This window comes from Aureibaculum luteum (genome assembly GCF_003449015.1).
Classification (GTDB): domain Bacteria; phylum Bacteroidota; class Bacteroidia; order Flavobacteriales; family Flavobacteriaceae; genus Aureibaculum; species Aureibaculum luteum.
Genome location: NZ_QRGD01000009.1, coordinates 81144 through 97521, shown reverse-complemented (window position 1 = coordinate 97521; position 16378 = coordinate 81144). Strand labels below are relative to the sequence as shown.

Sequence of the window (16378 nt, the reverse complement as noted above, 5' to 3'; positions counted from 1 at the left end):
TTTATGCAAGATATAGAAAATATTGAGTTAACCTATTTAAGTTTAGATGATTATCAAGAACTTAAAGAAGTAATGATTGCTTCTTACACCAATATGCCTGACAGCTATTGGAAAGAATCACAAATAAATACTTTAATTAGACTATTCCCTGAAGGGCAAGTCGTTATAAAAATCAACAATCAAATTGCCGGTTGTGCATTATCAATTATTATTGACTATGCTCAATTTGACGAAAAGAACACCTATAAAGAACTTACGGGTAACTATACCTTTAGCACGCATACTAAGAAGGGCGATGTTTTATATGGTATTGAGGTTTTTATCAAACCTGAATTTAGAGGAATGCGTTTAGGTAGACGCTTGTATGATTACAGAAAAGAGCTTTGTGAACGTTTAAATCTAAGAGGGGTTGCTTTTGGTGGTCGCATTCCTAATTATCATAAATACAAGGAAGAGTTAACTCCAAAAGAGTACTTAAACAAAGTAAAGAGGAAAGAGATTCATGATCCTGTTTTAAATTTTCAGATTTCAAATGATTTCCATCCCACAAAAATTTTAAAAAATTATTTAGAGGATGATAAAGCCTCTGACGCCTATGCTGTTTTATTAGAATGGGATAATATCTATTTTGAAAAACAACAAAAAAAAGCGAGTATAGTCAAAAAAATTGTCCGTCTAGGGTTAATTCAATGGCAAATGCGTCCTTATAAAAATCTAGACGAACTATTGCAACAAGCTGAATTCTTTATTGATGCCGTATCTGGTTACAGATCAGATTTCGCTTTATTCCCTGAGTTTTTTAATGCTCCGCTAATGGCGGGCAACAACCACTTACCAACTCCTGATGCAATCAGAGAATTGGCAGGATATACGGATGCTATTGTTCAAAAATTTTCTTCATTGGCTATTTCTTATAACATCAATATTATTTCTGGTAGTTTACCTGAAATGAGAGATGACAGGCTCTATAACGTAGGTTATTTATGCCGTAGAGATGGTACCATTGAACGTTATGAAAAATTGCATGTTACCCCTGATGAAGCTAAAGTTTGGGGAATGGTTGGTGGCAATCAATTAAAAACTTTTGATACCGATTGTGGTAAAATAGGTATCTTAATTTGTTACGATGTAGAGTTTCCTGAGTTAAGTAGGTTATTAGCAGATGAAGGTATGGATATTTTGTTTGTACCCTTTTTAACAGATACACAAAATGGCTATTCAAGAGTACGTAATTGTGCTCAAGCAAGAGCAATTGAAAACGAATGTTATGTAGCCATTGCGGGTAGTGTTGGTAATTTACCAAAAGTGCATAATATGGATATCCAGTTTGCTCAATCTATGGTATTTACACCATGTGATTTTGCTTTTCCCACCAATGGAATAAAAGCAGAGGCAACGCAAAACTCCGAAATGATTTTAATAGCAGACGTCGATATTGATTTGTTACGTGAGCTCCATCAATTTGGAAGCGTAAAAAACTTAAAAGACAGACGAAAAGACCTTTTTGAGTTGAGAAAAAAGTAAACGTGTTCAAATGCCACATGAAAATGTGGCATTTTTTTATTTTGACCTTGAGTAATATTTAATTCACAATGATTGAAAGCCAAACTTTTAAGAAAAAAAATTACACCGCAAGTCCTTTACCTGTAGACGAGTATGAAGATTGTACTTTTATAGATTGTATCTTTTCAAATACAGACCTCTCCTCCATTTCCTTTGTGGATTGTTCATTTGTAGATTGCGACTTAAGTTCTGCGAAAATTTATGCAACCATATTTAATGAAGTTGAGTTTACGAATTGTAAGCTTTTAGGACTGCCTTTTGACAGTGCAAACAAGTTTACTTTTATTGCATCCTTTACCGATTGTCAATTAGATTTTGCCTCTTTTTACCAACGTAAATTAAAAAATCAAAACTTTATAGATTGTAGTTTAAAAGAAGTTGATTTCTCAGGTGCTGAACTTTCTAATGCTCAATTTAAGAATTGCAACCTGGAAAATGCCAACTTTGAAAACACAAACCTTGAGAAAGCGGATTTTACTACCGCTTATAATTTTAGTATTGACCCTGAGAATAACAAGATAAAAGGAGGGCAATTTTCAGCCAACCAACTGGAAGGGTTATTAAAAAAATATCACTTAAAAATAAATTAAAATCTATTCATTCAGATAATAACCGTAATTTTTTTATAGATACTGACTAATATTCTCCAGTAATTTCCTCTTTTATTTCTACATTAATTACCTTTCCATATTTTTTGGCAATATCCTTAATGGCTTCTGTCTTTCCTATTAGGACAAACTGCAATTTATCTTTAGGAAAATATGTTTTAATAATTTCATTTGCTTTTTTTAAGTTTATGGCATCCACATTTTTTTCAAAATCATTAATAAACGATTTGTCAAAATCAAACCAAAACATTTCAGACAGTAATCCTGCTAACTGACCTGTAGTTTCATAATCCGGTGGAAATTGTCCTTTTACATAATTTTTAGCAGAAGTCAAGCCCTTTTCATCCAATCCGTTTTCATGTAGATTACGTAAGACCTCTAACGTTTTATCAATGGCCTGTTCTGTAGTTTCAAGAGCCGTAAACGTACTGATGTAAAAAGTACCACTATATCTGTAGGTATTAAATCGACTTCCAGCTCCATAAGTTAAACCTGAATTTACCCTCAATTCGTCATTTAACATGGAAGTAAATCTACCCCCAAAAAGCGTATTCACAATATCAATACCAATATAATCAGTATTGTTTCTACTAATTCCTTTACCTCCAATATAAAACGTAGTTTCTTTGGCATCCTCTTTATTTACTAATAGTACTTTAGCTTCACTATAGGGAACTACGGGCTGAGATGCTAAATTTTCACTTGTCTTTCCTTTTTTCCAACTTGAAAACAATTTTGAAATCGATTTTTTCATTGCTTTTGTAGAAAAATCTCCAACAATACTAATGGCAGCATTATTTGGTGAATAATGAGTTTTATAAAAGCTTTTTATATCATTAACAGTAAATTGGCTCACTGTAGATTCTAATCCGTTTATTTTATTGCTATAAACATGATTACCATAAATTAATTTATTATTATAATCTCCTATCACTGAACGAGGACTTTCCTTTTCTTGAGTTAAAGAAACCAACGTTCTTGCCTTTGCTTTTTCAAATTCAGTAACATCAAAAGTAGGAGCAATTAAAATTTCTTTTATTAGATTTAAAACTAACTCTTGATCCTTGGTGGCAAATTTAGATGACAAACCCGCATATTCTTTACCCGAATAAGTAGATATAGTTGCACCAACATAATCTAACGCTTCATCTAGTTTACTTTTAGTATAATTGTTAGTACCATGTTTTAAGGCATTGGCTGTTAACGAAGCAATACCCGATTGGCTACTATCGTAAATAGCTCCTGCAGGTAATATTACAGACACACTTATTACAGGTACGTCATGTTGTTCCATTAAATTAACGGTGAGTCCGTTAGACAATGTAAAGCTTTTATAATCAGGTAATTTATATGATTGTGCTTGTATATTTAAAGCCATTACAAGTAATGAACAAAATAAAATTGTTGTTTTTCGCATTGCTTTCATTATTCAGATTTTGATTTTTTTAACACTAATTATTCTTCAACATTGGCTTTTAGAACACCTACTGTTCTGTTACTTTTAGTAAAATATTTTTTTGTTACACGTTTAACATCATCAATCGTAACTTTGTTAAAATTTGCTGGAGCATCAAACATTTTTTTATAGTCTCCAAAAAAGAGTTCGTACGTCCCAATATTATTCGATTTACCATCAATAGTCTCTACTTGATTATAGAATTCCATTAACTTTTGATTTTTAATTTTTTGAAGCTCCTTTTCTGTAATTCCCTCTTCTTTGATCTTATCAAGTACATCATAAATAGTTTTTTCAACAGTATCTGTAGACACTTCTTGATTAGACACTACATAAAAATTAAAGAGATAAGGATCAAAGCTTAAGCCATAATCGGTAAATATTCCAATTGCCAATTGACTATCTACCAACGCTTTGTACAATCTAGAAGAATTACCACTCGTAAGAATAGAACTTAAAATATCTAAGGCGTAATAATCATCATTCTTCGCTTCAGGTGTATGGTAGCCTATCATCATATATGGTGCTGCTACATCTTTTTGAACCGTAATTCGTCTTTCGCCTGTTTGAGCAGGTTCTACAATAAAAACTTTAGGTGGCTCCGGCTGAGCAGGTATTGGTTCCATATATTTTTTTGCCAACCGTTTTACCTCTTCCGTTTTAACGGCACCTGAAATAACTACGACACAATTGTTAGGAGCATAATAAGTTTTAAAATAACGCTCTAAATCACCTTGAGTCCAATGTTTCATATCATCTTGGTATCCAATAACTGGCCAATGATAAGGATGCTCTTGAAAAGCAGTTGCTTGAACGGCTTCACCTAATGATCTCCATGGCGAGTTTTCAAGTCCTGTACGTCGTTCACTTAAAACCACTCCCCTTTCACTTTCAACCATATTTGGATCAATACTTAAGTTTGCGATACGATCACTTTCTAAATCAAAAATAGTTTCGAGTGCTGAAACAGGGAACCAATCGGTATAAACCGTTACATTTTCAGTAGTATATGCGTTGTTTGAACCTCCATTAAATTCCATGGTTTGATCAAATAACTTAGGTCCATACTTTTTTGCTCCATTGAACATCATATGTTCAAAAAAATGAGAAAGTCCAGTAATTCCCTGATGCTCATTACGACTGCCCACTTTATAGAACGAGTACATGTTGGCATTGGGGATTGAAAAATCTTCTACTACTAAAAATTTCATACCATTTTCTAGCGTAAATGTTTTCACATCATCAACCTTTATTTGAGAAAAAGTGATTGACATGCAAAAAAGCAGCATCGGGAAAATTATTTTTTTCATATCTATTAAAGCCTATTTATTAATAATCAAATATATTCAAAGATAAGTGAAAACATTTAATGTTTTTTAGGAGTTTGTTAAAAATGTGCCATATGTAATCTAACAAGATTAATAACTAATCATATGTTATTAAACTATTGATAGCCGATTTAAAACGCTTATAGCTTTACTATTAAATCAAACATCATTTATTTCGTGTAGTTAAATAGTAGTGAGAATGTATTTATTTAAAGCAGAGATAATTATATAATATGGAGTATACTAACTTGATAATCATTCTTTTGATTTATTTTAACCTAACAAGAACATTTACGATCTTCTTTCAAAAATATAATAAACATTCAATAGCCTATTTTTATATGTTTTAGACGCTTCTGAAACACTATTTAAATTGTAAGTTGTTATTTTATTTATAATAAAATTGTTTCTTAACCTCAGTAAAACACCTTCATCTAAAGCCTCCTTAGTCAATAACCCAAATTTATGCTCTATTGGTAACTTTTCCAAACCTTCATCTAAAGAAATGAAAGGAATTTTGCCGCCAAAATACCAAATCATTTCTGGCGAAATATAATTATTCCCATAAATTTTAAAACCCTGGCTTTCTGCTTCGATTTTAAGATTGGAAATGGAATTGTAGCTAGTGCTCTTAAAACTCTCGGCAAGCGGTAAAGCTGTCAACAATATACTCGCAAAAAACAGGACAGTTAGTCTAAACACCATATTCATATTTTTTCTTTTTAAATAAAAAATAATTAGAACACTAAGTGTAAATAGAACTATGGAAGCAAGACTGTAAGTAACCAAATGATTTGAAATATTCTCTTTTAAAAAGAGATATGCTAGCACTGGGAATGTAATTCCAATGGATGCAATTAAACCAAAATTAAAATAAACAGGAAATGTTTCCCGCTTATCAGTCATTGTTTTAAAACACCTCATCAAATAATCAATATAAAACCCAATATTTATTGCTAATGGAATTAGAATTGGCATTAAATATCTTGATTTCTTTTCTGGAATAATTGACAATAGCACCAATACTAAAAGTGTCCAAAGTAAGCTAAATTGATAGGCTTTTAAATGATTTACTCTAGATTTCAAATAGGGGTATAACAAACTGATAAACGCAATTATAGTCCAAATTCCACTTTGTGTAAAAAAGCTCCAATAATAATAAAAGGGCTTAACATTGTAGCTTGACCAATTATTGGTTTCATTTTCAGCAATAGCCTTAAACGTATCAACGTCTTGTAATCGTACATATAAAAACCACCAACCACCTACAATTACTGCTAGGATAATAACACTTAAATAGGACAAAACTTTCGTTTTAAAATGTTTAAATTTATAGGTAAAACCGTAAGCCAATAAAAAAGGAAGCATTAACGCATATATAGAAACTGGACCTTTGCTTAATATTGAAAATCCGATAAAACACCCCGCTATTATCGCATGTTTCCAATATCCCCTTTCCTTTTCAAACAACAGAAATAATTGATAAATGGCATAGCACATAAACCCATGTGCAAAAATATCCCACGGTTCTTCAATAATAATTCCAATAATATAGAAAGAGGTTATAGCAATAAAACTATTTTGTAAACTTTGTTTAGTGTCCATAACTAATAACTGCGATATTTTAAAAATGCCAATAGCAACTAGCATTACAAACATAATGGACGGAAGCCGCAAGGCAAAAACACTTTTAATTCCGAAAAGTATTCCTGAAAAAGCTGCAAGCCAGGTTGGCAATGGTGGTTTTTGATAACGTGGTACTCCGTTCATTGTCGTTAGGAACCAATTACCATCATTTACCATTTCTCGAGCTGTGATAAAATTTCTAGCTTCCATTATAGAAACATCTATAACATCTAAATTTGGTAAAAGCATAATTGCTGTAAACAAACAAAAACTTAAAACAGGATGTTTTTTAATAAGGTCTATCATGTTAATTGGTATAATAAATAAGATTTTACTTAATTAACAATCCTAAAAAGGATTGGTAAAAAACTTAATCTAACCTAAAATTTTAATTCTAAAATATGAAAATAAATTTTAGAAAATAAGTTCGAGACTTCATCTATCTATTGGGAATAAGTATCAGCTTTTATCTTTTAAATAATAAGTCGAACGCCTCCTAATTCTTCAATTCTATATGGAAATTTATCACCAGGGGAACCTATAAACATAAAATTCACGGGTACATTCCATTTTTTAGATAATTCTTGGATTAATTTTGGTGTAAACTCCCCCTCTATTTTTACAAAATCAATATTTATTTCAGGATACTCTCTATCTAAAAAATCAATTTCCATCTCAAGGTTTGGAGGAGATTTTTGACCTTTCCCTAAAACTGTCACAATTTTTATGCGTTTTGTATGTTCGTTTTTACCAACATAAAGCATCACTTTATTTAAACTGGCAATGTTATCACCTCTCGTAAAAAAAACAAACTCTTGATCGTTAATTTTATTTATTACATCTCTAATTTTTCTATCAGATGAAATTACAAACTTACGTATTGGAGAAAACAAGTAATCAATTGATATTAATACAAATTTCAACAACAAAGTTCTATTCAACATTGCCATAACAAACAAAATTGTAGGAATAAAATAATACAAAAACACCGAAACATTACTAGGTGAATTATCTTTAGGCGGTATTGAAATATTGCCAATTAAAGCAATGATAACCGCCGCAATTGCGACCAATACACCAAGCCAAGATGCCCTTTCCGGTCTTGGTAACTCACTCCTTTTAACTTTCAAAAGAATATTACCAATGCCAAATAACGCCATTACAGATAAAAATGAAATTGTATAAACACCAGCCAAAAGCTGCACTTCTCCTTTAGTAAATACTAATACAGAAATTGACAAAATCAGAAACATAATAATTATTCTGTAAGAGCTACCTTTTTTATTTTTCTTCAGAAAAAATGGTGGCATTATCCGATCTAAAGCCAACCTTTCTAACAACCCTGTAACTCCTACAAAAGAAGTTAAAACGGCACCACTCAATACCAAAAAGGCATCAACCGCGATTAAATCTGCAATCCACTCCCCTCCTACATGGCTACCCATTTCAATTAATAATGTATTTTGATAATCTGGACTTTGTAGCACTGGTAATGCAAATAAAGCTAATGCAAATACCGCCATTAACGGATTAATAACACTTACTATAATCCACATATTTTTTAGCGTTTTTGGAAAAACCCCTTTTTTCTGTTCTTCAACAAAATTTGCAGAACTTTCAAAACCTGAAACACCAAGCATGGATGCGGAAAACCCTAAAAATATAGCATTGGTAATACTACCATGTTCAAGTGGCCACTCCCAATTCTGAATAAATGTTTCTATACCATTCTGAAATAAGTAAAAAACAATAAATCCGACAAGTATTACTAAAGACCCTAAATGAAATATAAAAATACCGATTGCTACTTTAGCAGACTCAGAAATACCACCAATAACTAAAAAAGCGAATACACTCAGTAAAGCAATAGTTGATATGATAATTGGCATTGGAGGAACGATATGGTGCAAATAATGAATTGCTTCATTTGCAGATATAACTGCTGTTGCCATATACGATAAAAGTGTAAGTGTTGCTGCGAAAGATGCTGTTCGCTTACTCGTGGTATTTAATAACGCATTATACGCTCCACCATTTAAGGGTAAGGCCCCTACAACTTCTCCATATATTTTCCTGAATAGAAAAAGTACAAATGAAACTATTAATAAAGTTATCCATGCATACTGTCCTGCAAAAGCGATGGACAATGCAGATACATATAATACGGAAGAGCTTATATCATTTCCACTAATAGCTGTAGCTGCTAATTCACTTAATTTATTTACTTTCTTCATCTCTAAAGATTTATTGGTAAATAGGTTTGTTACATTCCTATTTCCTTAGCCTTTTTTAACATAAATTGATACGCCTCTTCGTAATCATTTTTAATTTCACCCTCAAGAATTGCCTCTTTAATTGCCTCTTTTAAGGTACCTATTTGTCGGCAAGGTTTTAAATTAAAAGTTTTCATAATTAGCTCGCCGGTAATTGGTGGTTGAAAATTACGAACTTGGTCACGCTCTTCTACATCGGCTATCTTCTCACGTACCATTCTAAAATTATTGAGGTATTGTTTTCTCTTTTTAGCGTTCTGTGTCGTAATATCTGCTTCACAATGTGTCATTAAATCTTCAATATCCTCACCGGCATCAAAAATTAAACGTCGTACGGCAGAATCAGTCACGTCTTCAGCCAAAATTACAGGTCTAGAACTCAATAACACTAATTTCTGAACGTATTTCATCTTTTCGTTCAAGGGCATTTTTAAGCGTTTAAATAATTTATAAACCATTTTTGAACCTACAAATTCATGCCCATGAAATGTCCAACCTATTTTTTTATCAAACCGTTTTGTGGGTGCTTTTCCAATATCATGCAATAAGGCAGTCCACCGTAACCATAAGTTTTCTGTTTTTTCAGAAATATTATCAACCACCTGCAACGTATGGTAAAAATTATCTTTATGAGATTGTCCTTTTTCTTCTTCCACGCCCTTTAAGGCCGTTAATTCTGGTAAAAACCGTCCTAAAAGGTGTGTTTTTTCTAAAAGCTTGAATCCTATCGATGGCTTTGCTGATAATAATATTTTATGCAATTCATCTACAATACGTTCTCTAGTAATAATATCTATTCTATCTGCATTTTTTGTAATGGCATTTAGAGAGTTTTCTTCAATAGTAAAATTCAGTTGTGTTGCAAAACGTATGGCACGCATCATCCGTAAAGGATCATCTGAATATGTAATATCGGGATCTAAAGGTGTTTTTATAATACCATTAGCTAAATCTTCCATACCATTAAATGGATCTAATAAATCACCAAAGCTACCTTCATTTAAACTTAATGCCATTGCATTTATAGTGAAATCTCTTCGATTTTGGTCATCTTGTAACGTGCCTTCAATTACAATAGGATTTCTACTCTCTCTAGCATATGATTCTTTTCTTGCACCTACAAATTCTACCTCAACCTCTTTATAGCGAAGCATAGCTGTACCATATGTTTTGAAAACTTGCACTTCTGGCTTATTCGGTAATAAATTGGCTACATGTTTTGCTAATTCAATACCACTACCTACGGTCACAATATCAATATCTTTGGCACCACTGTCTCTTTTCAATAAAAAATCACGTACAAAACCACCAATAACATAACTCTCTAAACCAAGTAGTTTAGAAGCTTTTGTTATGTATTCAAATATTTCAGAAGTAATTGCTTTTTTGTAGTTCTCTGGCATAAATATTAATCTCTAATTACGATAATCTCTCCATTATTAGAAATTTTTATTATTCTAGAAGGAATTGTCGTAATTTTCTCAAGTTGCAAATTTACCACATAATCAACCGCCTCCAAAATAGATTGATCAATTTCTTTAAAAGAATTAGGGGTAGGCATACCACTATTATTTGCTGAAGTAGAGACTAGAGGATGACCCATTGCTGCAATTATTTTCTGGCAAAAATCATGTTTAACAATTCTAATGGCCACCGTATTGTCTTTCGCGATAACGTTTTTTGCTAACCCAATGGGGTTGTTATAAATAATTGTAGTCGGCCTTTCAGAAGTATTGAGTATTTCGACAACTTCCTTTGAAATATCACTCACGTGCTTTTTAAGCATTTTGATACCATCAACGAGAATCACTAAACTTTTACTTTCGTTACGGTTCTTTATTTCAAATATTCTGGAAACTGCTTTTTCATTTGTAGCATCGCATCCCAAACCCCAAACAGTATCCGTTGGATAAAGGATTGTTTTACCCAATCTCAATATAGCTAAACTATTTTTAATTTCTTGTTTCACGAAATAGAGGTTATCACTTTTTGACCATTAGGAATTTTTGGTAATTCCAGATAATCACCGATAATTTTATTGTACTTCTCTGGCGTAAACTCTTTCTTGCAATCTTTAGGATAAAATGTTAGTTCTCCAAAATAAGTAACACCATCAATAGCGTAAAAATCTACTCTAACAAACGGTAGTTTATCAGCCAATGTTATGGATAATTTCTTCATCTCCTCAAAATTTGAGGGTTTAACTACATTTTCCTCTAAAAATGCCATATCAATAGATTTAAATGGAAGTTTATTCCAGTCCATATCATAATAACACCTCATGTGTTCTGCGGATCTATCAATATCTATTTGAATAAATTTCGGTACTCCATTAAAACAAAAAAACTTATAATCTGATATAGCATCTTTACCAGGTTCTTCCAAATATTTTTCACAAATAATTCTGGGCTTTATATTCTTGTATGCCCATTCATAACCGACTCTTTTATACTGACAATGTTGCATCCATTTTTGCATCTTTAACTTTACATCAGCTACATCTAACGTTGATTTATCTTTTACAATAATATTTAAACTACTTCCATGAACTCCTTTTAATACAAATTGTTTTGGAAATTTATCAAATTCAACTTTATCTGGAGCGTCATAAACGCCATATAATTCATTCAGGTATTGTGCTCCTATTTTTTCTTTAACATAAGTCCTAGACTCATATTTACAAGCTAACTGAGTAAGTAAAGGAACATGGTAATACATTTTTAACCATTGTAATTTTTCATTAAACTCAACTGGTTTATTTAATCTTAATGTTTTGCCTGTGTAATATTTGTATCTTAATTTTAACACCGTAGGCTTTGGTAAAAATTTAAAGTTTTTTAATACTCTGTAAATTATTTTCGTCATAAATACTATAGCTTGTAAAATTTAAATTTTTTACACATTTTATATTTTCTAATAAAATTTAATGGTTTTGACTTTAGTCGTTTCTTCCTATTCTCTTTTATAAATAAAAGTGTTGCATCAACAACTCTAGCACTCGATTTTCCGTCATCATACGGATGAATTTCATCCACATAACTCTTAATATTACTCATTAACGCTTTTGGTAACTCTAAAGCCGATAATATACTTTGTTTTATTTCATCTGCCGTCTTTATATTTATTAAATGCCTTTTAGGGTTTTTATTCTTATAAGTAACCACTGGTTTATATTGAATTAAAAACTCAGTAATTACCGAAGAAGTATCAGAAAGCATTACATCTGCTATTTTTAGTGGCTCTAAATCATTTAAATTTTCTATATAAGTAACATTTTTTTCTTTAATGGATTTAAATTTTTCAACAATTTTATTATCCATCTTAGGATGGAGTGTAATTAACCAATCCCATTTATTTAATTTAATTATTCTTTTCACCTCTTCAAATACCTCATCATCATGAGCTAAACTCATAGATTTAGTAAACGTTGAGGCTAAAAGTATTATTGGTCTTTTATTCTCTTTTTTTTGTGTTGGAAATAAATCATCAACTTTCGACCAGCCCGTTTCTATAACATCAAAGTGTTTATGTTTATATGATAACTTTTTAAATTCTCTGGTAGTTGAAGGACCTTGTGTACAATACAAATCAAATAATCCGCGAATTCTAAAATGACCTTTTTTATGACTCCTTTTGTCAACACTAAACCCATGAAATACCTGTACTTTTATTCCTGGAAAAAAATGTGGAATTTCATTGGATGATACTAAATTTATATCGGCATCAAATTCTAAGACCTCTTCTATAGAATTTAATAAGTAGTCATTTGTTTTTAAAAACTTCTTGTTTTCTTCAATTTCTATAAACCAAGCTACTTCATACCCCCTTTTTATCAATTCATCTTGCAAAGGTCTAACTATAGGAAAACCATATTTATAAGATACATATAATAAAAATTTTGGTTGTAGCATAGTATTATAATTTACTCCTTAAAATCCACAATTTAATATACCTTGTTAAAACGCCATTGGCATGAACGGTAGAGATAACAAAGCCAGGAAACCCATCTAAAAAGCCTAATCTTATAATATAATGTATTATAAATCGAGTAGGTGGTTTAATTAATATATGATAAAAGGTAACTTTCTTTCCCTTTTCATTCAGCGATTTCGCTTTTAGAGCTGAATAATGGTTTAATTTATTGACATAATGATCGTAACCACGATATGAATAATGTTCTAGCTTATTCTTTAAGTATCCAATATTTCCCTTTGCTTCGATGGTTTCATGTACCAATTTACCATCATACTTACAAAATTCTCTATTAAAAAGTCGAATTACTTTATCGCGTTGCCATCCACTATAATTTAGTTTTTTACCTAAAAAATAAAACGTTCTAAACACAAAAAAACCTACAAATTCATTAGGTTGATCTAGTGTCGTAATAATTTCTTGTCTTAGCAAGTCTGTTACCCGCTCGTCAGCATCAAGAATGTATATCCAGTTATGTGTTGCCCGCTCTATAGCATAGTTTTTTTGGGAAGAAAAATCATCAAATTCACGTTGTATAACACGAACTTTATTTTTTTCAGTAATTTCAATCGTCTTATCACGACTAAACGAATCTATGACAATAATTTCATCGGCAAAGCTAACAGAATCTATAGCAGCCTGTATATGAATCTCTTCATTTAGGGTAGGGATAATAGCTGTTATTTTATTTTTTCTATTCAAGCTCTGTCAGTTACAGCAAATTTAATATTTGTTTTATAATTCTTAGTATTAATTTAATTTATTGTAATAATTTTACAAAATGAAAATGCACATTGATCAAAAATACAAAGTATTAAAAGCTGATTTAGTTGAAACTATTTTAAATTTTAATTCATTTGAAAATGGTTTTGGAACTGGTAAAAGAAATAGCGTAAAAAAAATTGATTTACCCAATTTAACTGTGGTTGTAAAATCATTTAAGATTCCGTTTTTAATGAATCAAATTGCCTACAAGTATATTAGAAAATCAAAGGCAAAAAGGTCGTATGAGTACACCAAAAAGCTTACTAGTTTAAATATTCTATCCCCCACTCCTATTGCTTACATTGAATATTTTTCATGGTTTGGATTGAAACACAGTTTCTATATTAGCGAGTTCTTAGATTATGATTTCACGATAAAAGATTTACTAAAACAACCTAATCACCCTGAATTTGAGACTATTTTAGCAGCTTTTACGCGATTTACGTTTAAGCTACATGAAAAAGGAATTCATTTTTTAGATCATTCTGGTGGAAATACTTTGATTGTAAAAAACAATGACGGTTATAATTTTTATTTGGTAGATTTAAATAGAATGAAATTTGAACCCCTTTCGTTTGACCAAAGAATGGAAAATTTTTCACGAATTAGTCCAAAAAAAGAAATGGTTGAAATAATGAGCAGAGAATATGCTTCATTAATAAATCAACCATTTGAAAAAGTATTTGAAAGAATGTGGCATTATACCCACGTTTTCTTCAACAAATCACATCATAAAAAAGTAGTTAAAGACATATTACATGCCAAACATTTTCGTGATCTCTGCCATAACTAAACCGCCACGTCATATTCACGTAAAGCATCGTTCAATGATGTTTTTTTATTAGTACTTTCTTTTCTTTTACCAATTATTAATGCACATGGTACATTATAATCACCTGCTTTAAAAGATTTGGTATAGCTTCCTGGTATCACTACAGATCCCGCAGGCACCACACCTTTCGTAATAACTGGCTCATCACCAGTTACATCAATTATTTTGGTACTCATTGTCAATACTACATTTGCTCCTAAAACAGCCTCCTTCTCTACTCTTACGCCTTCAACTACAATACAACGAGAACCAATAAAACAATTATCCTCTATGATAACTGGAGCTGCTTGTAATGGTTCTAATACACCACCAATACCAACACCACCACTTAAATGCACATTTTTACCAATTTGAGCACAACTACCAACGGTAGCCCAAGTATCAACCATAGTACCTTCATCGACATAGGCTCCTATATTTACATAACTAGGCATTAAAATGGTACCGCTAGAAATATAGGCTCCATGGCGTGCTACAGCATTTGGTACGACACGAATTCCTTTTTCTTTATATCCTTTCTTCAATGGTATTTTATCATGATATTCAAAAATACCAGCCTCTAATACTTCCATTTTTTGAATAGGAAAATACAATACTACTGCTTTTTTAACCCATTCGTTAACTTGCCATCCAGATGAGGTAGGCTGAGCTACACGTAATTTACCTTCATCTAATAAGGCAACCACTTTTCTTATATTTTTTTGCGTTGATTCCTCTTTAAGCAATTCACGATTATCCCATGCTGCTTCAATATTTTTCTGTAATTCGGTCATTTTTTATGTTTATCTGTTTTTATTAAGTTATCACACAAAATGCAATGCATCGCATCTATTCATGATAACAATAACAATTCTACTATTGTTGAGGCAAATATAAACCCTTCATTTAAAATCGACATAATTTTAGTTGTTTATAACATAAAAGCTATTTTTGTATAAAATTTAACCACATATGGCCCGTATTTTAGCAATAGATTTTGGTAAAAAAAGAACAGGTGTTGCCGTTACTGACGAATTGCAATTGATTGCATCTGGACTTACAACCGTTGCTACACATGATTTTTTTGACTTTTTAGTCGATTATTTGAAGCAAGAAAAAGTAGAGCTTTTCTTGGTAGGTGAACCCAAACAAATGAACAACGAAGTTTCAGAAAGTGAAGCACTTATCATTCCGTTTATCAATAGATTAACTAAAGTGCATCCTACAATACCGATAAAAAGAGTAGATGAGCGTTTTACTTCAAAAATGGCTTTCCAAACCATGATTGATGGTGGTCTCAAAAAAAAACAACGTCAAAATAAAGCATTAATTGACGAAATTAGTGCGACAATTATTTTACAATCGTATCTTTACAACCTTAAAAATTAAATTTACAAATGGTATTACCCATAGTTGCATACGGAGATCCTGTTTTGAGAAAAGTAGGAGCAGAAATAGATAAAGAGTATCCCAATTTAATTGAGCTTATTGAAAACATGAAAGCCACTATGAAAAATGCTCGTGGTGTAGGTTTGGCAGCTCCTCAAATAGGTAAAGCCATTCGTTTGTTTATTGTTGACACCTCTCCATTTGCTGAAGATGATGACTTAAGCAAAGAGGAGCAAGACTTTCTGAAAAATTTCAGCAAAGTATTTATAAATGCTAAAATCACTTCTGAAGAAGGAAATGAATGGGCATTTAGTGAAGGTTGTTTAAGCATTCCCAATATTAATGAGGATGTTTTTAGAAATGAAAAACTCACGATTGAGTATTTTGATGAAAATTTCAAAAAACATACTGAACAATTGGACGGATTAGCCGCCAGAGTTGTTCAGCACGAATACGATCATATTGAAGGTATTTTATTTACCGATAAGTTATCTTCATTAAAAAAACGATTATTAAAGAAAAAATTAAATAACATAAGTAAAGGGAATATTGACGTTGATTATCGAATGAAATTTCCTAAAAAATAA

15 protein-coding genes are annotated in these 16378 nt (G+C 31.4%); 5 read left to right on the top strand and 10 right to left on the bottom strand.

Features of this window, described 5'->3' with window-relative positions:
* Positions 1 to 3 precede the first annotated feature (3 nt).
* Complete coding sequence (locus D3P13_RS18335) at positions 4 to 1524, top strand: bifunctional GNAT family N-acetyltransferase/carbon-nitrogen hydrolase family protein (RefSeq protein WP_117884411.1); 1521 nt, start codon at positions 4 to 6, stop codon at positions 1522 to 1524.
* A 68-nt stretch (positions 1525 to 1592) separates the two neighbouring features.
* Positions 1593 to 2153, top strand: coding sequence for a pentapeptide repeat-containing protein (locus D3P13_RS18330; protein ID WP_117884409.1), 561 nt, complete (start codon positions 1593 to 1595; stop codon positions 2151 to 2153).
* Between the two features lie 46 nt (positions 2154 to 2199).
* On the opposite strand, the gene D3P13_RS18325 is transcribed toward D3P13_RS18330, so the two are convergent.
* From D3P13_RS18325 to D3P13_RS18285, 9 genes are all read right to left on the bottom strand, one after another.
* A complete protein-coding gene (locus tag D3P13_RS18325; protein ID WP_117884406.1) occupies positions 2200 to 3597 on the bottom strand; it encodes a M16 family metallopeptidase in 1398 nt (465 codons plus the stop codon).
* Between the two features lie 29 nt (positions 3598 to 3626).
* Positions 3627 to 4937, bottom strand: a complete 1311-nt coding sequence (locus D3P13_RS18320) for a M16 family metallopeptidase (RefSeq protein WP_117884404.1) — start codon at positions 4935 to 4937, stop codon at positions 3627 to 3629.
* 309 nt (positions 4938 to 5246) lie between these two features.
* Positions 5247 to 6887: an ArnT family glycosyltransferase gene (locus D3P13_RS18315; RefSeq protein ID WP_117884402.1), complete on the bottom strand. Its 1641-nt coding sequence runs from the start codon at positions 6885 to 6887 to the stop codon at positions 5247 to 5249.
* A gap of 167 nt (positions 6888 to 7054) precedes the next feature.
* Positions 7055 to 8815, bottom strand: coding sequence for an APC family permease (locus D3P13_RS18310; protein WP_117884401.1), 1761 nt, complete (start codon positions 8813 to 8815; stop codon positions 7055 to 7057).
* Between the two features lie 29 nt (positions 8816 to 8844).
* On the bottom strand, positions 8845 to 10257 hold the full coding sequence (locus tag D3P13_RS18305; RefSeq protein WP_117884399.1) for a CCA tRNA nucleotidyltransferase: 1413 nt from the start codon (positions 10255 to 10257) through the stop codon (positions 8845 to 8847).
* 5 nt (positions 10258 to 10262) lie between these two features.
* The gene (locus tag D3P13_RS18300; protein WP_117884397.1) at positions 10263 to 10823 is read right to left on the bottom strand and encodes an L-threonylcarbamoyladenylate synthase; all 561 of its coding nucleotides are present in this window, start codon (positions 10821 to 10823) and stop codon (positions 10263 to 10265) included.
* Positions 10820 to 11719 (bottom strand): ATP-grasp fold amidoligase family protein, encoded by a 900-nt coding sequence (locus tag D3P13_RS18295; RefSeq protein WP_117884395.1) that lies wholly within the window; start codon positions 11717 to 11719, stop codon positions 10820 to 10822. Before D3P13_RS18295 ends, D3P13_RS18300 begins: the two co-directional genes overlap by 4 nt.
* 5 nt (positions 11720 to 11724) lie before the next feature.
* On the bottom strand, positions 11725 to 12765 hold the full coding sequence (locus tag D3P13_RS18290; RefSeq protein ID WP_117884393.1) for a CDP-glycerol glycerophosphotransferase family protein: 1041 nt from the start codon (positions 12763 to 12765) through the stop codon (positions 11725 to 11727).
* Between the two features lie 4 nt (positions 12766 to 12769).
* Positions 12770 to 13528 (bottom strand): glycosyltransferase family 2 protein, encoded by a 759-nt coding sequence (locus D3P13_RS18285; protein ID WP_117884391.1) that lies wholly within the window; start codon positions 13526 to 13528, stop codon positions 12770 to 12772.
* 79 nt (positions 13529 to 13607) lie between these two features.
* Between D3P13_RS18285 and D3P13_RS18280 the strand changes: the two genes are divergently transcribed.
* Positions 13608 to 14384: a Kdo domain containing protein gene (locus D3P13_RS18280; RefSeq protein ID WP_232829241.1), complete on the top strand. Its 777-nt coding sequence runs from the start codon at positions 13608 to 13610 to the stop codon at positions 14382 to 14384.
* On the opposite strand, the gene D3P13_RS18275 is transcribed toward D3P13_RS18280, so the two are convergent.
* A complete protein-coding gene (locus D3P13_RS18275; RefSeq protein ID WP_117884389.1) occupies positions 14381 to 15196 on the bottom strand; it encodes a 2,3,4,5-tetrahydropyridine-2,6-dicarboxylate N-succinyltransferase in 816 nt (271 codons plus the stop codon). The genes D3P13_RS18280 and D3P13_RS18275 overlap by 4 nt on opposite strands.
* 178 nt (positions 15197 to 15374) lie before the next feature.
* On the opposite strand from D3P13_RS18275, the gene ruvX reads away from it, so the two are divergent.
* Positions 15375 to 15791, top strand: coding sequence for a Holliday junction resolvase RuvX (gene ruvX, locus D3P13_RS18270; RefSeq protein ID WP_117884387.1), 417 nt, complete (start codon positions 15375 to 15377; stop codon positions 15789 to 15791).
* A gap of 8 nt (positions 15792 to 15799) precedes the next feature.
* Entirely contained in the window at positions 15800 to 16378 is a 579-nt protein-coding gene (def, locus tag D3P13_RS18265) for a peptide deformylase (RefSeq protein WP_117884385.1), read from the top strand.